Genomic DNA, 19,856 nt, shown 5'->3' with positions numbered 1-19,856 from the left:
TAGAAACTGCATTTTTGTGATTAACTAGTCTTAAGTTAAGTCCAGTTAATCACAAAAATGCAGTTTCTAGCTATAGAAGTTGGGAACTGTAATTTTTTTGCTGACTATCTAACTTCGAAAAATAGCGATCGCTTATCCTGAAAGAGATGTCTCTAAATTTGGAGCATCTTTAAATTGTGTGTTGGATACAGGGAATTGTCCCGAGGATGGAAAGCTTTCGGTTATGGTGCGGGTCTGAGCTTGTCCCGTCAAAATCCACACTTCATCTGTTAAATAGTTTCACGGGTCGAGGCATTCTCTTGTCAGAACTGAGTGTGACTCGTCCTTTCAAAGAATATGGATGAGGCTGCTCGCAGAAGCTCGGCGAGAGGTTAATTAATATTTGTAGCTGTAGTAAGAAAGGACCTAAATGAAAACTGCCAAAAGAGCGTCCTCTCTTGGCAGTTCCTTTTAAGTATTAAGCTAGAAAATTAGAAGCTGTGAACCAAGCCCATACCAACTGCGTACCCATTGTGAACTAAATCAGCTTCTGCAGCAGTGTGTGTCTTCCAGAGCTTGCCGCCGTGAGTGTAACCAGCATATCCATAAGCATATGTGCGTTTGCTGAGCGGATAGCTGTAGCCAGCATTAATGCTCCATCCATTGTATTTGTCTTCGCCGGAAGTAACTGTTTCATCCTTTCCGAATACAAACTTTGTACCTAACTTAGCAGTACCGCCGAAAGCTGGAACTGCTGTGCTGAGACCGAAGGCGTTCTGCTTGTATGTGTCAGAGCTCCAAGCATATTGGTAGATACCAGACAATGTTGCAACACCGAAGTTATAGTTTGCGCCAGCTGTGATGGAGTATGCCGGTTCTTTGTATTCAACACCGCCTTTAGCGTCGGTTGCTTCAAAGATAACAGAACCGTCGAGAGCACCGACCTTTGTCTTAACGCCTAAGCCATAGTAGTGGTGGTTTTGAGACCATTTAGCGTCGTCAGCTTTAGTTCCATTGGAATACATTGCGTGGATTGTTGTACCACCAAAGGCTGGAGAAACATAGGAAATAGCGTTGTTAATACGGCTATTTCCTTTGCCATATTTTGTCCAAGAGCCTGTGTCTTCATAAGAAGTACCGAACTGCCAACCGGTAAGAATTGTCTGAGAACCAGCACCAGAAGCAAGAGAACCGAATCTACCGAAGCTCAATGTACCGAAGCCGCCCTGGACGTAAAGTCTGCTTTCTCTTGTGAATGTGCCATCACCGTTTGCTGTCGCACCAGAGTCAAGGCTGTAGCCTTGTTCGAGTTGGAAACCAACGGCATAACCATTGCCGAGGTCTTCAACACCCTTCAGGCCCCAGCGAGAGCCAGAATCAAAACCGGATGTAGCTTTGACAACTGTATCGGCTTTCTTAGCCTTGCTAACGACAACACCGCCGTCAAGTTTGCCGTACAGAGTAACGTTGGAAGCTGCGAATGCAACGGAGGATGCACCTAAAACAGCTAAGGCGATAAGTGATTTTTTCATTTGTAAAAACTCCAATTGAAGTTGAAAACTTGCAGAAAGTTCAAATTCCTGGCAAGAATTAATCTGCGATGTAATTTTGGGACAAGTGTGTCCTCTAGGCAACTAAAAATGTTGTTTTTTGCACAAAAACAACAAAAAATCGAAGAAAAGTAGTGTTTGTATGTAGTTTTAATGCAACAACTATGAATTTTCAGCTTTTTGGTTTTTAGTAATTTCGTTGCTTTCAAGCAAAAGATCCGACCATTTTTGCATGACGTCTCTTCTTTCCTCTAATAGGTCGCTTCTTTGATAAGCTGAAACAACTTCATTTCCGGTAGAGTGCATCAATGATTTCTCTGCAACTATTTCGTTAATGCCGTTTTGCGTGCACCAATCTCTAAAAGTAGAGCGCATTCCATGCATCGTGCAATCTAACTTTAGACCGTCCTTCAACAATTTTCTCGGAGTTTCCCTTCTTATTGGTTGTAAATGATCCTTTGTGAATACAAAGTTACTTTTAGATTCTTTCTTTAGCAATTTCAGCATTTCAATAAGCTGTCTACTTAAAGGAACCCTGAAGACTTCGCTCTTTCCGTCCTTTCTTCTCGATGGAGGACAATTCCAGATCTTTTTTTGAAAATCAATCTCGCTCCATTGGATCTGTGTGAATTCAACGCTTCTAGTAGCAGTTAAGATTCCGAATAAAAGGCACTTATAGCCAATAAAGTTATTTTTCGTTAGAAAAGGAATATTGTCCCGAAGTTCTTGTAGCGTTAGAGCCTTGAAGTGCGTCTTTGTTTTGCATTTTTCTGGCGGAGGGAGGTACATCTCAAGGTTTGCTTTCCAAATTGCAGGATTTTTTCCATGGTATTTCCCTTCGTTAATAGCATAGGAGAAGATTTTTTCTAAACGACCTCTTAATCTAGAGGCTGTCATTGTCTTATTTGTCCAGATTGGTTTCAGAATTTCCAGGATATCTTGGCGAGTAATTTCTTCGACCAATTTTTCCCCAATCTTTGGGAAGGCATATGTCGTTATAGAAGAGGTCCAAGAGGATTTTTGAGCAACAGTTTTCCACAGTTTCACGGAAGCTAAAGTTTCAATGGTCTCTAGAGCGAATTCTGAAAATTTTGGAGTTTGGTTTGTTGATAAATCCAAATTTTTGGGACTTGCTATATTCAATAGACTTCTAAATAAATGAACTTGCTGTTTAGCATCTGCCATGGTTATTTTTCTAAGGCTTCCGATATTGCAATCTTTTTGATTTCCTTCTTGATCAACATAGCGAAAAAAATAAGTTCTGTATTTTCCATTGCCCCGGACGCGTAAATAGAAATTCCTTTCTAATCTGTAAACACCGTCGGTCAAAGAATAAAGCTGTGACTTAGTGTATTGGCCGATCTTCGAATGTGACATTAATACCTCCAATTTGAACTTCGGGTTGAGGCTCAGACGTTAAAAATTTCCCCAAACCCAATTGGAAGTTTGAAAGAGTTGCCAGGAATTTGAACTTTCTGCAAGTTTTCAACTTCAATTGGAGTATTTACAAATGAAAAAATCACTTATCGCTTTGGCTGTAATGGGTGCTTCTACAGTGGCATTCGCAGCTTCTAACGTTACTCTCTACGGTGTTATCGATACCGGCGTATTAGTACAAAAAGCTAAACATCAGGATACTACAGTCTCCTTGAATTCAGGATTCGTGTCAGGTTCTCGTTGGGGTATCAAAGGCGTTGAGGACCTCGGTAACGGTTACAACGTAGGTTTCGTTCTCGAAGAAGGTTACGATTCTGATACAGGTGCCAACACTGCTTCTAACTCTGCAGGTAAAGTTTTCGGCCGTGAATCTCAGTTGTATGTTCAAGGTGGTTTCGGTAAATTAGGTTTCGGTCGTTTCGGCACTTTAGGTTCTGGCGTTGGTTCTTATCACATGCTTACTGGTTGGGCTCTTACAACCAGCTATGGTCTTAGCTCTTGGACATCTGAAATTGGCACAAGCTTCAGCCGTGTAGACAATGCTGTTGTCTATGTGACTCCTAACTTCGATGGATTGACGCTTTCTGCCATGTACTCCAACCAGACCTCTGGCGAAGATGGCGCAACTAAATGGTCCAAAAATAATCACTACTATGGAATTGGTGCAAAATATTCTGCAAATGCTATTACATCTAGCTTGATTTTTGAAGCAAAACAAAACAGAACTCCGGCTGTAGTTCCAGCTTCCCAAAACAAGAATACTCAATACGCAATTAATTTTGGTTTTGAATATAACCTTGGCTCAATCACTCCGATGTTTGCTTACCAGTATGCATGGCAGGATGAAGGCAAGAAGACCAACATGTTTGGTTTAAGTGCTAAAGTTCCGGTTGCGGGCGGTGACGTTCTCGCGGGTGCGCGTTATTTGTTCGGTAAGGACAAGAATCTTCCAGCAACTGGAGACCAAGATGTTAACTCTTGGAACATTGGCGCAGCTTATGTTTATCCTCTCTCCAAGAGAACTAAGTTAAACGCTTACGCTGGCTATGCAGATTCTGGTAAAGGTTGGAAAGACGTTTCTTATAAAGCCTTCAAGAAAGTTGAAGACGCTAACATTACTCCGGTTTACAACGGATATCAGCTCTACGTCGGTATGGTACATACCTTCTAATCTTTCCTAGATTAGTGCTGAAAAAGGACCTTCTGCAGGGGTCCTTTTTTCATACCTGTAAATCTTCAATTGAATTGCCAGGAATTTGAACTTTCTGCAAGTTTTTAACGTCAATTGGAGTATTTACAAATGAGAAAATCACTTATCGCTTTGGCTGTAATGGGTGCTTCCACAGTTGCATTCGCTGCTTCTAACGTAACTCTTTACGGTGTTATCGAAGAAGGTGTTGTCGTTCAAAAGGCAAAACACAAAGATACAACCGTTTCTTTAAAATCTGGCTTTGACCAGGGTTCTCGCTGGGGCCTTCGTGGAGTCGAAGATCTTGGAAATGGATACAACGTAGGTTTCGTATTGGAAGAAGGTTTCGATGCCGATACAGGGGCTAATACAGCATCTAACTCTGCAGGTAAAGTTTTCGGCCGTGAATCTCAGTTATATGTTCAAGGCGGCTTCGGTAAATTAGGGTTTGGCCGTTTCGGCACCTTAAGTTCTGGCGCCGGTTCTTATCAAATAGTAACGGGGTGGGCCATTGGAACAGGTTTCGGCTTGAGCTCTTGGACCAGCGCTATTGGTACAAGCTTTAGCAGAGTTGATAATGGTGTCGCCTATCAAACACCGTCCTTTAATGGATTGCAACTCAGCGCAATGTACTCCAACGGTACTAAGGCTGATGATGAAAAATGGTCTAAGAATAATCACTATTATGGTATCGGCGCTAAGTATGAGGCCAATGCAATCAAATCTAGCTTGATCTTTGAAGCTGTAGATAACAAAGATACAGCTGGTACCGAAAAGAAGAAGACACAGTACGCTATCAACTTCGGCTTCGAATATAACTTAGGTACCGTCACTCCGATGTTCGCTTATCAATGGGCTCATCAAGACGAAGGTAAGAAGACCAATATGTTTGGCCTGTCTGCTAAAGTTGCAGTGGGTGGCGGAGATGCTTTAGTAGGTGCAAGATACTTATTTGGCGATGATGACGCTCCAACAGCAACTGATGATAAGGTTCGTTCTTGGAATATCGGTGCCGCTTATATTTATCCACTTTCCAAGAGAACAGCACTTAAAGCCTACGCTGGTTATGCTGATTCTTCCAAAGGTTGGAAAGATACAGAAAACGTAGTTTACAACGGTTATCAACTCTTTCTGGGTATGCGTCACAGCTTCTAATCTTTCGTAGATTTGTGCTGAAAAAGGACCTTCTGCAGGGGTCCTTTTTTCATACCCGTAAATCTTCAATTGAATTGCCAGGAATTTGAACTTTCTGCAAGTTTTCAACTTCAATTGGAGTTTTTACAAATGAAAAAATCACTTATCGCTTTAGCTGTTTTGAGTGCTTCTTCTGTCGCATTCGCAGCTTCTAACGTTACTCTCTACGGTGTAGTAGATGCTTCTGCTGTTGTATCCAAAGCCGGTGGACAAGATACAACTGTTTCCATGAACTCTGGTTTCCGCAATGGTTCTCGTTGGGGCATCCGTGGAGTTGAAGAGCTCGGTAATGGCTATGCTGTCGGCTTCATTCTTGAACAAGGCTACAACATGGATACCGGTAATGAAAACACGGCTGGTAAACAGTTTAGCCGTGAATCCAAATTATATGTCCAAGGTAACTTCGGGCAGCTCGGTTTCGGTCGCCTTGGTTCTTTAGCTGGCGGCGCTCAAAGTAATAACATGTTGACTGGTTGGGCCCTTGGAACAAGTTACGGTGGCGGTTCTTGGACAAGCATCGCTCGCAATTCCGGAACAAGATTAGACAACGCTATTGCTTATGGCTCTCCTGAATTCGGAGGTTTAAAGGTCAGCGCAATGTATTCTAACGGTGTTGTTGCGGATGATAATGGAAAGAAATGGAGCGATAACACCCACTATTATGGAATCGGCGCACAGTACACGTTAGGCGGTTTTAAAAACAGTTTGATTTTTGAAGCAGTTGATAACAAAGGTCAGGCTGATGCAGGTTACTCTTTGGCTAAATCTGATAAGACTGCATACTTAATCAACCTCGGATTGGGATATGACTTTGGCACATGGACTCCGATGTTTGCCTATCAGTACAACTGGCAGGATGAAGGCGTTAAGGCTAATATCTTCGGGCTCTCCGCTGCCGTTAAACTCGGCGGTGGCACTGCTAAGCTTGGTGCCCGCTATGCCTTCGGCAAGAATGACGGGGCACTTGAAGGGGCTGAAGACAAACTGCGTGTTTGGACTTTGAATGCTGCCTACGAATACCCACTTAGCAAGCGCACAACAGCTTGGGTTTATGGTGGTTACGCTGACGGCTCTAAGGGCCTAAAGAAAGAATACACCAAGCACATGAAAGCCTCTGATGCGGTTAACTACAATGGCTTCCAGTTCGCTGTTGGTATGACTCACAACTTCTAAACTTCTAAGTTAGCGTTCTCACGCAAAAGTTAGAATGATCTCAAAAGGACCTTCTGCAGGGGTCCTTTTTTCATACCCGTAAATCTTCAATTGAATTGCCAGGAATTTGAACTTTCTGCAAGTTTTTAACGTCAATTGGAGTATTTACAAATGAAAAAATCACTTATCGCTTTGGCTGTAATGGGTGCTTCTACAGTTGCATTCGCTGCTTCCAACGTTACTCTCTACGGTGTTATTGAAGAAGGTGTTTTGGTTCAGAAAGCTAAACATCAAGACACTACTGTTTCTTTGAAATCCGGTTTTGACCAGGGTTCTCGCTGGGGTATTCGCGGCGTTGAAGAACTTGGTAACGGGTATGCGGTTGGCTTTATCCTTGAACAGGGTTTTAATGCTGACGATGGTAGTGAAGCTATCTCTGGCAAACAATTCAGCCGTGAAGCTTTCTTATATGCAACTGGCGGTTTCGGCCGTCTTGGTTTCGGTCGTACGGGTACATTATCTTCTGGTGCACAGTCTAATAACATCTTAACTGGCTGGGCACTTGGAACAGGTTTTGGTCTGAGCTCTTGGACTAGCGCTATTGGAACAAGCTTTAGCAGAGTTGATAATGTTGTCGCTTATCAAACACCTTCCTTTGATGGATTGAAATTCAGCGCAATGTACTCCAATGGTACTAAGGGTGATGATGTAAAATGGTCTAAAAACAATCATTACTATGGTATCGGTGCTAAGTATGACGCCAATGCCATCAAATCTAGCTTGATCTTTGAAGCTGTAGATAACAAAGATACAGCTGGTCTCGCAAAGAAGAAGACACAGTACGTTATCAACTTCGGCTTCGAATATAACTTAGGTACCGTCACTCCGATGTTCGCTTATCAATGGGCTCATCAAGACGAAGGTAAGAAGACCAATATGTTTGGCCTGTCTGCTAAAGTTGCAGTGGGTGGCGGAGATGCTTTAGTAGGTGCAAGATACTTATTTGGCGATGATGACGCTCCAACAGCAACTGATGATAAGGTTCGTTCTTGGAATATCGGTGCCGCTTATATTTATCCACTTTCCAAGAGAACAGCACTTAAAGCCTACGCTGGTTATGCTGATTCTTCCAAAGGTTGGAAAGATACAGAAAACGTAGTTTACAACGGTTATCAACTCTTTCTGGGTATGCGTCACAGCTTCTAATCTTTCGTAGATTTGTGCTGAAAAAGGACCTTCTGCAGGGGTCCTTTTTTCATACCCGTAAATCTTCAATTGAATTGCCAGGAATTTGAACTTTCTGCAAGTTTTTCACTTCAATTGGAGTACTTACAAATGAAAAAATCACTTATCGCTTTAGCTGTAATGGGTGCTTCCACAGTTGCATTCGCAGCTTCTAACGTAACTCTTTACGGTGTAATCGAAGAAGGTGTTGTCGTCCAAAAGGCAAAACACCAAGACACAACAGTTTCTTTAAAATCCGGCTTTGACCAAGGTTCTCGCTGGGGTATTCGCGGAGTCGAAGAGCTCGGAAATGGATATTCTGTTGGCTTCATTCTTGAACAGGGTTTTAATGCCGATAATGGTGATCAGGCTGTAGCAGGAAAACAGTTCAGCCGTGAATCAATCCTCTATGTTACAGGTGGCTTTGGTCGTTTCGGTTTCGGTCGTACCGGTACATTAGCTTCTGGCGCACAGTCTAATAACATCTTAACTGGTTGGGCACTCGGAACAGGCTTCGGTTTGAGCGCTTGGACAAGCTTTGGCGGAGGTTTCAGCCGCACTGATAATGCAGTCTTCTACAAGACTCCTTCTTTTGGCGGTTTGACTATTTCTGCCATGTACTCCAACGGCTACACTGGAGATGATGCTAAGTGGTCCAAGAACAACCACTACTATGGTATTGGTGCAAAGTACGAAGCCAACGCAATCAAATCAAGCTTAATCTTTGAAGCTATGGATAATAAGGGTACAGAAGTTGCCTCCAAGACTGCTGGCTCCTTATTTAATATTGGCCAGTGGGCTGTTGTTGAAGGTTACGATCCTGCAAAACTTACAGATGCTCAAAAGGATGAGTATAAGGCTTGGGCTAAGACAAGCCTTGATGATGCAACAGCAGCTAAGAAGCGTGCTTTAATGATTAACTATGGCTTGGAATACAACATGGGAGCATGGACTCCAATGTTCGCCTATCAATGGTTCAATCAAGACGGCGGTAAGAAGACTCACATGTTTGGTCTTTCTGCAAAAGTTGGTGTAGCTGGTGGCGATATTCTCGTCGGCGGTCGTTACCTCTTTGGCCATGACGAAGCCTTAACAGGTGACGATAAGGTTCGTGCATGGAACCTTGGTGCTGCCTATATTTATCCTCTTTCTAAGAGAACAGCTCTCAAGGCATACGCTGGATATGCAGACTCTTCCAAGGGCTGGAAAGACAAAGAAGAAGTTGCTTACAACGGCTACCAGTTGTATTTAGGTATGCGTCATAGCTTCTAATCTTTCATAGATTAGCGCTGAAAAAGGACCTTCTGCAGGGGTCCTTTTTTCATACCCGTAAATCTTCAATTGAATTGCCAGGAATTTGAACTTTCTGCAAGTTTTTAACGTCAATTGGAGTATTTACAAATGAGAAAATCACTTATCGCTTTGGCTGTAATGGGTGCTTCTACAGTTGCATTCGCAGCTTCTAACGTTACTCTCTACGGTGTTATCGAAGAAGGCGTGGTTGTTACGAAAGCTAAACATAAGTCCGCCACTGTCCAAATTAAGAACTTTGACCAAGGTCCTCGTTGGGGTTTAAAAGGTACAGAAGAACTCGGCAATGGTTATGCTGTTTCCTTCATTCTCGAACAGGGATTTAACGCGGACACAGGTGCTGCTGGAGATTCTTCCAAGGCATTCAATCGTGAAACTATGATGTTTGTTAGCGGCGGATTCGGTAAATTAGGCTTTGGACGTACTGGTGCTTTGTCTTCTGGTGCACAGTCACAACAAATTCTTACTGGCTGGGCTCTTGGAACCGGTTACAGCATGTCTGCTTGGAACTCCTTAACTTCTGGAACATTACGTGTAGATAACGCTATTGCTTACGCTTCTCCTGTTTTCAATGGTTTGTCTCTTCATGCCATTTATTCCAATGGTATCGTTGACGATACAAGCAAATGGTCAGACAACAACCACTACTATGGTATCGGTGCCAAGTATCAAGCTAACGCAATTAAGTCCAGCTTGATTTTTGAAGCAATTGATAACAAAGGCACTGGTAATGCCAAAACATGGGGAGATTTGGGTCTCTCTGCTGATGTTTTAGATGCCTTAGGACTTAAGAAGACTGATCCTGCAATTGCTGCAAAAGGCGATAAGAAGAGAGTTCTCACTATCAACTATGGTTTGGAATACAACTTGGGTTCTGTGACTCCAATGTTCGCATACCAGTGGTACAACCAAGATGGTGGCAAGAAAGTAAATCAGTTTGGTTTATCCGCTAAGGTCTCCGTAGGCGGTGGCGATGCACTGGTAGGCGCCCGCTATCTCTTCGGTAAAGATGAAAGTCTCGATAAAACAAAAGTCGGAACACAGGATGTTCGTTCTTGGAACGTTGGTGCCGCATATGTTTATCCTCTTTCCAAGAGAACCGCCCTCAAAGCCTATGCTGGCTATGCTGATTCCAGCAAAGGCTGGAAAAACACAGAAGACGCACTTTATAACGGCTACACTCTCTTAGTCGGTATGCGTACTTCCTTCTAATCTTTCCTAGATTAACGTCGAAAAAGGACCTTCTGCAGGGGTCCTTTTTTTGTGGTATACCCAGCAGTGCGTCCCTACAGGGCGTGAATCCCGAGCTTTCCCGATGAGAGGAAAGCTTAGCGGCCTGGCAACGGCTTAACGGTAACGTTAAGTCTGAAGGAAGCTGATAGTAAAATGCATGTTCAAAGAACAGGAAGCGGATATGAGCAGTCTAGACGGGTGTGGGGGCCGTGATACCCAACCGATATTAGTTGAAGCGTTGCTATCGAGTCTTCGAGTCAACGTTTCACTGCTTTTTGAAGTTTTAATGGGCTCGAGGCCTCAGGCAGAGGGTTCCGTTAAGTGTGGTTCTCTGTAAAGCTTTCGAATGTCAGGTTGATTTTGCAGTAAAGGCAGGAAGCAATGCCTGCCGCAATTGAAGGCAAAATAGTACAACATTCTGTTCAATTTTCGTTATTTGTTTGGAATACAAATCTGTCTTTCAGCCACTTTCCCTTTGAGATGAATATTCGATCAAAACGCATGTTCATTACTACTCCGGTCAAATAGAAATTAATGAAGAACTCTCTGACAGTTAAACCGCATTAGTACCAAGAACAAAGGAGGTAGTTGCGTCTAGGAGCGTTTAGTTCCGGCAGCGGGATTGGAAATTATGAATTGCCATTCGGAGATTACTCGTTTGACTAACACTCAATCTATTCTAGGCAATGTGCTCATTTTTTTCTAAAAATTAGCGTCCCCTCTTTAAAATTAAGATAATTCATAGGATAATCTCGTAAACCCCTATAATTCTTGATTTTCTTAGTCCCTAGTAACTGCGATGAGCTTCCGACAGTACCTATATGCCATCTTTTTTGCATGCGTTTCGATTCCATTATTGGCTCTCGGAATTCAGCAGTTTTTCTTTGCGAAGGAAACTTTGGAAAACAGAGAGCTGGTAAGCAAGCTTTCAGCAGAACTTGTCGGGAGAGAAATTCAATCTCGACTGGAGATTGCTAGAACTGTCGTAGAATCTGCCGCTAATAAGCTCGCTGCAGACGGTGTCAAAGATCCGGAGTTGTTGAACAGCTATTTAAAAGATTTGGTTGTTAAAGTTCCTTATATTCTCAATATTCACTATGACAACACAAAGGGACGTTCAATTGCCTTTTACCCAAAGATCAACAAAGAAGGACTCTCTAATATTGGTGTTGACCACACGACTAGAGATCACTGGAAAAAGATTCAATCTTTCAACACTCCTGTCGTCTCTGACGTAGTTAAGGCCGTAGGCGCGGCAGACGTTCCTATCGTCAATGTCATCATTCCTGCAAGAAATAAAAAAGGAAAACTTGTTGGTTATGCCGTCTGTGCTTTGAACTTGAATCGACTGGTTGATAATGCCACTAGCCGAATCGCGCCGGGAGAATTTAGTATTTGGGTTTTTGACAGCAAGGGCGTGCCGGTATTCACCACTGATCTTGTTGCCACTTTAACCCCATATTTGAAGCCTCAGGAAATCTCAAGGGTATTGAAAACAGGTGGAGAGTGGGTAACCATTGAAAGAGGAAATGCAGCGGATTTGTCAGGTTACCTTTTGCCATTGCCGGATCAAAATTGGGCTGTCGGAATTTTTAGAAAAGTCCCTGATAAAGAAACCGAACATGGTGTATTGGTCTGGACTAATATCCTCTTCTTTTTGCTCGTATGCTTGCTGACTTTGATTGTCGGAAGCACGGTAAATCAGGTCTTGGTCTCCAAATTCAAGAAATTAATGAATAGTGTCTTCGATTCAAAATATCCATGGAGCAAAATGGACTATATTGAATCTCCGGAAGAATTCGGGCACCTACAGAAACTCATAAACAAACTTAGCAATCAAGTAAGACCAAACAAACCTGAGGCAAATGATATTAACTTTGCCGTGGAAAGGGAATTTCATAGGAGAATCTCAGATTTCTCCGAAAGAGGAGTCATCTTGAATAAGGTGTTTGATGACTTCTTAACTGGTTTAGTGCTCGTAGATAAAAACGGAGAAATCCGGTTTGCAAAAAAGATATCCCGCAGATTGATGCCGATGGCCCAACCGGGTTCGGATTTCTTGTGTTGCCTCGATCAGTGCTTCTCCTCGGATGTTCCGCCTAACGAATGGCTAGAACGGTTAAGAACTCAATTGACTTTCATAGCAACCGGAGAAAAATATGAGCTCCGGATGTATTCGATAAAAGATTCAGGTGTTGTTGATAAAGTCTACGTCCTGGTGCGAGAAGAATAGGAGAAGGCTCGGGGGGCCTTCTCAGACAGTAGTTAATCCTTCAAGAAGTATTCGACAGTCGTTACCACTCTCACATTCTTGATAAAAGGAGTGTTCTCGTCTCGGTCGGTGATAGAGAAGATGCCTTGGTTGGCTCTTCGGATTTTTCCTAAAGTCGATCCGGAATCCATAGCAAATTTCTGTGCGGCTTCTTTAGCGTTCTTTGTGGCGGCTTCGATCATCGCCGGTTTAATTTCATTTAGCCCGGTGTATGAATATTTGGTCATGTAAGAGTAGTCATTAGTCAAGCCTACACCGGCCTTTAACAAATCTCTTTGTGCTTCGTCCAATTTACGGACCACATCAACCTTGTCTGATGAAATAGTAAGCACCTGAGTAATCATGTAACGGAACGGTGGACGCTGAGAGCCGTAGTTGTCAGCCAAATTGTCACGCAGTTTCGGCGCGGCAATAGTAATTTCCTCATCTGTAAGACCACCGTCTTTGAGATATTTCAAAACCATGTTCTGCTTGACTTCCAACTGGTCATAAACTTGAGACAAATCATTTCCCATTTCACGGAAGCTTACCGGCCAAATAACATGATTGGCCTTGACTTCTTTCTCTGAAAGGCCTTTGACGGTAACAACTCTGTCGGCGTCTTTAAATCCTCTGATTCCTTGTTCTAGTTGGTTGCCTAGAGTAAAGGCTCCGGCGATGATGCCGACGGCGATGAGTGAAGAAGAAATTATTTTGGTGTCCATTGAGAACCTCCTAATGATCTTCTTGAAATTCTAATGTCTTTATTAGACGAGCAAACTCAAACCAGGAAACCGCTCTTATCACCAGCGAAGAGGTTTTATGTCTCTGTATTCAAGGTAAAATCATTTGAAATCAAAGAGGAATCTAAAATGATCAATCGTCGCCAATTTTTAGAGACTACCGCAGCATTAATAGGATCTTCTCCAGTTTATTCAGCATTTGCTCAGCAAAATGAAACGGCAGAGGTGTTTTTCTCCAAAGAGATTTCGCCTCAGTCTTTAATCAAAATGTTTAAGTTGGTTGGCGGAAATTTAAATGGAAAGATTGCGATCAAGCTTCACACCGGCGAGCCGCATGGCCCCAACATCATTCCTTCCCCATGGGTACAAAAATTGCAGGAACAAATTCCTGACAGCACAATTGTGGAATGCAATGTCCTGTACGGAAGTCCTCGTCAAACTTCGAAAGGCCATCGTGAAACTCTTAAAATTAACGGCTGGAATTTTAGCCGGGTGGATATTATGGACGAAGACGGCGAAGCAGAATTGCCGTCAAATGGTGCGAAGTATGTCAAGAGGTTCAGAGTAGGCAAAAATCTCCTTAATTATGACTCCATGTTGGTACTTACTCACTTCAAAGGGCATACAATGGGCGGTTTCGGCGGTTCGATGAAAAACATCGCCATTGAATGCGGTTCTAGCGGTCCGGAAGGTGGAAAGGCACAGTTGCATGGTCTGCTGGATCACAATGGACAATGGATCCATGGAGAGGAACTGATGGAGCGCATGGCCGACGGAGCGAAAGCAATCACGGACCATTTTGGAAAGAAGATTGTATACATCAATGTTTTAAGAAAAATGTCGGTTGATTGTGACTGCGCAGGAACTTCAGCGGCAGAACCGACTGCACCCGATATCGGTATTCTCGCTTCAACTGATTTGCTGGCTATTGATCAAGCTGGCATTGATCTGATAAAGGCTCTTCCGGAGGGGCAAAACAGAGATTTGATGGAAAGAATCACATCACGAAAAGGACTTCGCCAGTTGTCAGCAATGAAGGAAAGAAAAATGGGCCATGACCAGTACAAATTAATCGATATAAATAAGGCTTAATTTGAGAGAATGGAAAAGATGGCCTTCCGATGTATAGAAAGGCTTTTTGGATCTTTCTCCTCGGAAAGTGTTTCGACAGTGAGATTGAGCGAGCTCCTCTTGAGACATTTACTGATTACGTTCTCAATAACCTAAAGAAGGTGAGTTTTTTTTTAAACTTCACTAGAATTCAAGATTACGTTTTAATTGCCTAGGGATGCAGTATTGCTTCTGCAAAGGTCCTCTTTGAAAATAATGATGAAGGCAATAAGGAAGGTCGAGTTTCGATTCTTCCTTATTGGAATTAATTAGGTCTGAATATGGAATTTGAACTCTGGTACTTATTGTTGGTACCTGTACTTTTTGGGGCAGGCTGGTTCTCCCGCTCATTCGACATTAAAGAAAAAAAATCAGTAGCAGATGAAACCCAAACCTTATATAAAGGTCTGGATTTGCTGCTGGATAATAAAAAAGATCAGGCTTTGAATTCTTTAGTTAACCTCGCGAAAATTGACCCCGATACGGTCGAACTGCATTTTGCTTTGGGAACTCTTTACAGGAAAAGAGGAGATTACGATCGCGCGGTTAAAATCCATAATCATCTTTACAATAGAGCAGATTTATCTAAAAAAGAAAGAGCCCGTGCACTCTTTTCCTTGGGTCAGGACTATTTAAAGGCAGGCCTTTGGGATAGAGCGGAGGATTCCTTTAGAAAAACCGCTGACTTGGAAAGCGACTACAAAGTTCGAGCTATTAAAGAGTTAGTGAATATTTACGAATCTGAAAAAGAGTGGCTCAAAGCAATTGATGAGGCTCACATTCTTGAAAAGGTCACCGGAGAGACCTATCCGTCAAGAATTTCTCACCTTTACTGTGAGTTAACTCTTCAATGCATGTTCTTTAAGAAGTTTGATGAAGCGGCTCATTATTTGCAGCAAGCTATTCACGCCGATCCGAACAATAAGCGGGCTTTAATCATGCAGGGAACCATGCTTCAGAAACAAGGAAAGCTTGATGAAGCAGTTGAAGTATGGAAACAGGTGGGCAAAATTTCTCCGGAATATGAGACTTTGGTTGTGGCTTCCGTCGCAGATACTTTGCTTAAAGCTGGCAAAGAAGCAGATGCCGTACGCTATCTGGAATCTGTAGCAGAAAAAGGAATCAATTCTGATTCTGTTGACGCCGCCGTCGATTGGATCTGCAAAATCGAGGGACCGGAAAACGCTCTGGAATTTCTTCGACGTTACTTATCTCAGAAGAAGTCTTTAATTGGATTTAAGAGATTAACCGACTTGCGTTTGGCCCAGGATCCTGACAATAAGGAGCTGAAAGAGCTGTCTGACTTCTTAAAGAATCAAATCGACAAAACCGTTCGATATAAATGTAATAAATGTGGTTTCGTAACTAAGAGTTTTCAGTGGCAGTGTCCTGGATGTCGAAATTGGGACAGCTTTGCGCCCGTGCGCTCTGAAGACCCGTCAAGAATTTAAAGGATGGGAACGAAACTTTTGATACAAATTAACCATAGGCGCGCTCCACGGCGTGCCCGCTTTCTTAGATAATTAGCTGTACCTTTCTCATAACCTACGAGTCACAAATATAAATATGTTAAAAAGAATTGGCTTTTTTCTGCTGACCAACTTGGCAATCTTGATTGTGCTCAGCATCGTATTGAACATCGTGTCCGCAGTGTTTGGTATTAACTTCGGCAATATTGCTGGCGCTAACCAAAACATGGGTTCTTTACTCGTATTCGCAGCTGTTGTTGGCTTTACCGGTTCGCTCATCTCTCTTTTCATGAGTAAAACCATTGCGAAGCACACAATGGGCGTTCAGATGATCACTCAGCCGACAAACAAGCTTCAGGCTTGGTTGTTGGAAACAGTTCACTCCCATGCGCAGAAGGCTGGAATTGGTATGCCGGAAGTCGGCATCTATGAAGGCGAAGCTAACGCTTTCGCGACGGGCGCATCCCGTAACAACGCCATGGTTGCTGTTTCAACCGGTCTTCTCTCCAGCATGAATAAAGAAGAAGTAGAAGCAGTGCTCGCTCATGAAATTGCTCACGTTGCCAACGGTGATATGGTTACTCTGACTCTTATTCAAGGCGTCACAAACACATTCGTGGTATTTCTCTCCAGAATTATCGGAAACTTCGTTGACAGAGCAGTCCTCCGTAACGAAAGCGATGCCCCCGGAATCGGTTATTACGTTACATCCGTCGTGCTGGATATTGTTCTGGGGATTTTGGCGGCTATTGTTGTTGCTTACTTCTCTCGCCATAGAGAGTTCAGAGCTGACGCAGGCGCTGCAAAGATCATGGGCAGTACAACACCAATGATCAACGCATTGGCCAGACTTGGTTCTGTTCCTACTGAAGAACTTCCTCCTGCCGTCAAAGGCTTCGGGATTGCCGGTAGCATCGGTGAGTTGTTGGCTAGCCATCCTTCTATCCAAGATAGAATTAAGGCTCTAAGAGACATGGACGTTCGTCGCTAAGATTCTCTAATTCCAGCAAAAAGGCAGCTTCGGCTGCCTTTTTGCATATGGAAGTTCTTTTCGAGATTTGTTTCTGTAGCCTGGAACTCTCTCTCGGAAAATAGAAAATTAATTATTCAAAGAAGTCAAGGCAAAATCAAAACTTCTTCTCAAAAAGACATTTTTTCTCAGGATAAAGCTCAATATCGACTGGAGAAGGAACGGTCTATACTCCTCCGTGATACTTCACTCAATAAGACGTTAATAACTTTTTTACTCAAGGAGAAAGGGAGTGACCTGGACATTCTGGGTCGCTATTGCCGTTGTAATAGCGACTGTTTACGCATTGGTTAAGAGATACGAGACAAGATTAGTTCTCTTAACTTCCGGTTTTGTAATGGCTTTTATCTCATTGCAGCCAATGGTGGCATTCAAGCAGTTTGATAAGTCCATGACTAACGGCAGCTTGATTATCGCAATCTGCTCTGCTTTAGGTTTTGCTGCTGTTATCTCATTAACTAAATGTGATATCCATCTCGTAAGTCTCTTAATGAAGCCCTTAAAGAGATTAGGTCTCTTCTTATTGCCGGCTTGTATGATCGTTACAAGCGTGATTTCTACAGCTATCCCTTCTATGGCAGGTTTAAGCGCCGCTGTAGGTCCGACTATGATTCCTATCATGATTAGAGCTGGTTTCAGACCTGCAATGGCTGCTGCGGCTGTCGGTGGATGCATGATGCCCGCATATTTGAATCCTGGCGTTTCTCATAACCCGTTTATCTCTAAGCTGGCTTCCATGGATATCATGGAATTCATCGGCGCTCATGCTTCAACCACTGTAACACTTGGTTTAATCAGCATTATCTGTATCACGATTACTTGCTTTGTCCTGGGCGACTTCTCTAAGGCTGCTGCCAATACTCAGCAGGCTATTGAAAAAGCATCCAACGAAGTTGAACAACCGAACATTCTTTTCGCAATTGCTCCTATCGTTCCTGTCGTTCTCTTGGTTGTTGCTTCTATCTGGTTCAAAGAACTGAAGATGTCCGTCGCAACAGCTATGTTGATCGGTACTTTCTACGCACTTGCCGTTACACGTTCCAACCCTGAAGAAGTAACTAAGAAGTTCTTCGCCGGTATGGGTAATGGCTATGCCAAGATTTTAGGTATCATCATTGCCGCTGGTGTCTTCGCCGCTGGTTTGCGCGCAGCTGGCGTCATCGAAGTGTTCGTTAACTATCTGACCCACGCCAATGAAGTTGCAAAACTCGGTGGTTCCATCGGACCATTCGCATTAGCAGTCTTGACCGGCTCCGGCGACGCTGCAGCTTTTGCTTTCAACGAAGCTGTTACACCTCACGCTGCTAAATTCGGTATGCAGATTGATAACTTAGGTTACTTAGCTATGATGGCTGCCGGTATCGGCCGTCAGGCTTCTCCGTTAGCCGGCGGTATCATTCTTCTTTCCGGTATTGCAGCTGTTTCTCCTGTTGAAGTAGTTAAGAGAACTGCTCCTGCAGCTGTGGTGATGTTAATCTCTGTGTACTTCTTGTGCTAAAAAGGAAGACTTATGACAAATCATCCTCCTATTCTTGAACAGTACACAAATACTATTGCTGCTCTTCTGAAGAATAACCAAGTCGAAAAAGCCTTAGGCTGCATTCAGGACCAAACTGAATTGGCAATGCAGGAACAAGTCGATTTGTGCGAAATCAGCGCTCCTACTTTCCAAGAAGAAAAGAGAGCTGACGAATTGGTTAAACGCATGAAACAGTACGGTCTTACAGATGTCTGTAAAGACGGCATTGGAAATGTGCTTGGACGCCGTAAAGGCAAAACCGGAGCTAAAACGATTGCTATCGGCGCTCATATGGACTCAGTCTTTCCGGCCGAAACCGATGTTAAGGTTCGCCGTGAAGGAAATGTCTATTGGGCCCCTGGTATCGGTGATAACTGCTCCGGCTTAAGAGCACTTCTTCAGGTCTTGAGAGCTTTGAATGAAGCCAATATCGAAACTGATGAAGACATTCTGTTTGTTGGCACTGTAGGCGAAGAGGGCAACGGAGATATCCGCGGTTCTAAGTTCTTGTGTGCTAATACCAAATTAGACGCCTTTATCGCTGTCGATAGCACGGATGTCGGCCGCGTTCTTCGTGGAGCTGTCGGTTCTCACCGTTGGAGAATTGCAGTGGATGGTCCCGGAGGCCATTCATTTGCAGAATTTGGAAAGACTCCGAGTGCTATTCATGCAGTTTGCCGTGCAGGTGCCGATATCGCCAAGATTGAAGTTCCGGAGGATCCGAAGACAACCTTTACTATCGGAACAATCAAGGGCGGTACAACAGTCAACACAATTGCTGCACATTGCGAAGTGGACGTAGATATTCGCAGCACGAGCAATACTGAATTGAAGAAGGTCGAAGACGCCGTTCTGGCAGCTTTTGAGAAAGCCGTTAAGGAAGAAAATGCAAGATGGCCGAATGCTTTGCCGGAAACTCACTTAAAGGTGACGACCACTCAAATCGGAAACCGTCCTGCAGGCTTGCGTCCGCATGATTGTCCTGTTCTTCAGTCTGCCCGCGCAGCCCAAAAAGCTTTGGGCATTGAATTGACGAACTACGGACTGTCTTCAACTGACGCTAACGCGGCGATGAGTTTGAATATTCCTTCAACTTGCCTTTGCTCCGGAGGAAAGGGGATTGGAGCTCATACTTTGAAAGAACATTTTGTTTTTGAAAAGACTGAACTTGGTCCGAAACTGATTCTTCTCACAGCACTGGCTTTGGCAGGAACAACAGACACTAAACCGCTTCTTTAAAGATAGCTAATCCAAGAAAAGGCCGCAGAATTTAACCTCTGCGGCCTTTTGGTAGTTATGCATAAAAATAATAAATACTATCTAAAATAAGTATTTCACATTCTTTGCAGGAAGTCCTAAAATTTTTTCATCCCTCCCCTATGGAGTTGAAAATGAAAACAATCAGATTATCCCGTCTTTTACACCTATAAATTAAAGAAGGGCCTGTGAGGCCCCGTCAGCTCTA

15 protein-coding genes are annotated in these 19,856 nt (G+C 43.3%); 12 read left to right on the top strand and 3 right to left on the bottom strand.

The window, feature by feature from the left end:
• Positions 1–470 precede the first annotated feature (470 nt).
• On the bottom strand, positions 471–1,511 hold the full coding sequence (locus RDK53_RS10895; RefSeq protein WP_289639786.1) for a porin: 1,041 nt from the start codon (positions 1,509–1,511) through the stop codon (positions 471–473).
• A gap of 180 nt (positions 1,512–1,691) precedes the next feature.
• Complete coding sequence (locus RDK53_RS10890) at positions 1,692–2,906, bottom strand: tyrosine-type recombinase/integrase (RefSeq protein ID WP_308514808.1); 1,215 nt, start codon at positions 2,904–2,906, stop codon at positions 1,692–1,694.
• 133 nt (positions 2,907–3,039) lie between these two features.
• Between RDK53_RS10890 and RDK53_RS10885 the strand changes: the two genes are divergently transcribed.
• The 7 genes from RDK53_RS10885 to RDK53_RS10855 all read left to right on the top strand — a co-directional run bounded on the left by RDK53_RS10885 (position 3,040) and on the right by RDK53_RS10855 (position 12,502).
• Positions 3,040–4,137, top strand: coding sequence for a porin (locus tag RDK53_RS10885; RefSeq protein ID WP_308514806.1), 1,098 nt, complete (start codon positions 3,040–3,042; stop codon positions 4,135–4,137).
• A 129-nt stretch (positions 4,138–4,266) separates the two neighbouring features.
• On the top strand, positions 4,267–5,310 hold the full coding sequence (locus RDK53_RS10880) for a porin (protein ID WP_289645062.1): 1,044 nt from the start codon (positions 4,267–4,269) through the stop codon (positions 5,308–5,310).
• A 129-nt stretch (positions 5,311–5,439) separates the two neighbouring features.
• Positions 5,440–6,522 carry a porin gene (locus tag RDK53_RS10875; protein ID WP_308514799.1) on the top strand — a complete coding sequence of 361 codons (1,083 nt, stop codon included), beginning with the start codon at positions 5,440–5,442 and terminating at the stop codon, positions 6,520–6,522.
• 150 nt (positions 6,523–6,672) lie between these two features.
• Positions 6,673–7,707, top strand: coding sequence for a porin (locus RDK53_RS10870; RefSeq protein WP_308514797.1), 1,035 nt, complete (start codon positions 6,673–6,675; stop codon positions 7,705–7,707).
• Between the two features lie 129 nt (positions 7,708–7,836).
• Complete coding sequence (locus tag RDK53_RS10865; RefSeq protein ID WP_282197494.1) at positions 7,837–8,997, top strand: porin; 1,161 nt, start codon at positions 7,837–7,839, stop codon at positions 8,995–8,997.
• A 129-nt stretch (positions 8,998–9,126) separates the two neighbouring features.
• The gene (locus RDK53_RS10860) at positions 9,127–10,248 is read left to right on the top strand and encodes a porin (protein WP_308514791.1); all 1,122 of its coding nucleotides are present in this window, start codon (positions 9,127–9,129) and stop codon (positions 10,246–10,248) included.
• Between the two features lie 820 nt (positions 10,249–11,068).
• Entirely contained in the window at positions 11,069–12,502 is a 1,434-nt protein-coding gene (locus RDK53_RS10855) for a cache domain-containing protein (protein WP_308514790.1), read from the top strand.
• Positions 12,503–12,534: 32 nt separating this feature from the next.
• Here the strand turns inward: RDK53_RS10855 and RDK53_RS10850 are convergent, their stop codons facing one another.
• On the bottom strand, positions 12,535–13,245 hold the full coding sequence (locus RDK53_RS10850; RefSeq protein WP_066593513.1) for an SIMPL domain-containing protein: 711 nt from the start codon (positions 13,243–13,245) through the stop codon (positions 12,535–12,537).
• A 147-nt stretch (positions 13,246–13,392) separates the two neighbouring features.
• Between RDK53_RS10850 and RDK53_RS10845 the strand changes: the two genes are divergently transcribed.
• The 5 genes from RDK53_RS10845 (at position 13,393) to RDK53_RS10825 (ending at position 19,630) form a co-directional block, all read left to right on the top strand.
• On the top strand, positions 13,393–14,355 hold the full coding sequence (locus RDK53_RS10845; RefSeq protein WP_308514789.1) for a DUF362 domain-containing protein: 963 nt from the start codon (positions 13,393–13,395) through the stop codon (positions 14,353–14,355).
• Positions 14,356–14,654: 299 nt separating this feature from the next.
• Positions 14,655–15,824 (top strand): lipopolysaccharide assembly protein LapB, encoded by a 1,170-nt coding sequence (locus RDK53_RS10840; protein WP_277036359.1) that lies wholly within the window; start codon positions 14,655–14,657, stop codon positions 15,822–15,824.
• A 115-nt stretch (positions 15,825–15,939) separates the two neighbouring features.
• The gene (gene htpX / locus RDK53_RS10835) at positions 15,940–16,833 is read left to right on the top strand and encodes a protease HtpX (protein ID WP_066593507.1); all 894 of its coding nucleotides are present in this window, start codon (positions 15,940–15,942) and stop codon (positions 16,831–16,833) included.
• A gap of 271 nt (positions 16,834–17,104) precedes the next feature.
• The gene (dcuC, locus tag RDK53_RS10830) at positions 17,105–18,370 is read left to right on the top strand and encodes a C4-dicarboxylate transporter DcuC (RefSeq protein ID WP_308514786.1); all 1,266 of its coding nucleotides are present in this window, start codon (positions 17,105–17,107) and stop codon (positions 18,368–18,370) included.
• Between the two features lie 12 nt (positions 18,371–18,382).
• A complete protein-coding gene (locus tag RDK53_RS10825; protein ID WP_308514784.1) occupies positions 18,383–19,630 on the top strand; it encodes a M20/M25/M40 family metallo-hydrolase in 1,248 nt (415 codons plus the stop codon).
• The last annotated feature ends 226 nt before the right edge of the window (positions 19,631–19,856 follow it).

This window comes from uncultured Turicimonas sp. (assembly GCF_902477955.1).
GTDB lineage: Bacteria > Pseudomonadota > Gammaproteobacteria > Burkholderiales > Burkholderiaceae_F > Turicimonas.
This window is presented reverse-complemented; position numbering and strand designations above follow the sequence as displayed.

Coding starts and splice junctions, on each gene's coding strand:
- RDK53_RS10885 (WP_308514806.1), top strand. CDS start 3,040: ATGAAAAAATCACTTATCGCTTTGGCTGTAATGGGTGCTTCTACAGTG.
- RDK53_RS10875 (WP_308514799.1), top strand. CDS start 5,440: ATGAAAAAATCACTTATCGCTTTAGCTGTTTTGAGTGCTTCTTCTGTC.
- htpX (WP_066593507.1), top strand. CDS start 15,940: ATGTTAAAAAGAATTGGCTTTTTTCTGCTGACCAACTTGGCAATCTTG.
- RDK53_RS10895 (WP_289639786.1), bottom strand. CDS start 1,511: ATGAAAAAATCACTTATCGCCTTAGCTGTTTTAGGTGCATCCTCCGTT.
- RDK53_RS10825 (WP_308514784.1), top strand. CDS start 18,383: ATGACAAATCATCCTCCTATTCTTGAACAGTACACAAATACTATTGCT.
- RDK53_RS10880 (WP_289645062.1), top strand. CDS start 4,267: ATGAGAAAATCACTTATCGCTTTGGCTGTAATGGGTGCTTCCACAGTT.
- RDK53_RS10865 (WP_282197494.1), top strand. CDS start 7,837: ATGAAAAAATCACTTATCGCTTTAGCTGTAATGGGTGCTTCCACAGTT.
- RDK53_RS10840 (WP_277036359.1), top strand. CDS start 14,655: ATGGAATTTGAACTCTGGTACTTATTGTTGGTACCTGTACTTTTTGGG.
- RDK53_RS10860 (WP_308514791.1), top strand. CDS start 9,127: ATGAGAAAATCACTTATCGCTTTGGCTGTAATGGGTGCTTCTACAGTT.
- RDK53_RS10845 (WP_308514789.1), top strand. CDS start 13,393: ATGATCAATCGTCGCCAATTTTTAGAGACTACCGCAGCATTAATAGGA.
- RDK53_RS10855 (WP_308514790.1), top strand. CDS start 11,069: ATGAGCTTCCGACAGTACCTATATGCCATCTTTTTTGCATGCGTTTCG.
- RDK53_RS10850 (WP_066593513.1), bottom strand. CDS start 13,245: ATGGACACCAAAATAATTTCTTCTTCACTCATCGCCGTCGGCATCATC.
- RDK53_RS10870 (WP_308514797.1), top strand. CDS start 6,673: ATGAAAAAATCACTTATCGCTTTGGCTGTAATGGGTGCTTCTACAGTT.
- RDK53_RS10890 (WP_308514808.1), bottom strand. CDS start 2,906: ATGTCACATTCGAAGATCGGCCAATACACTAAGTCACAGCTTTATTCT.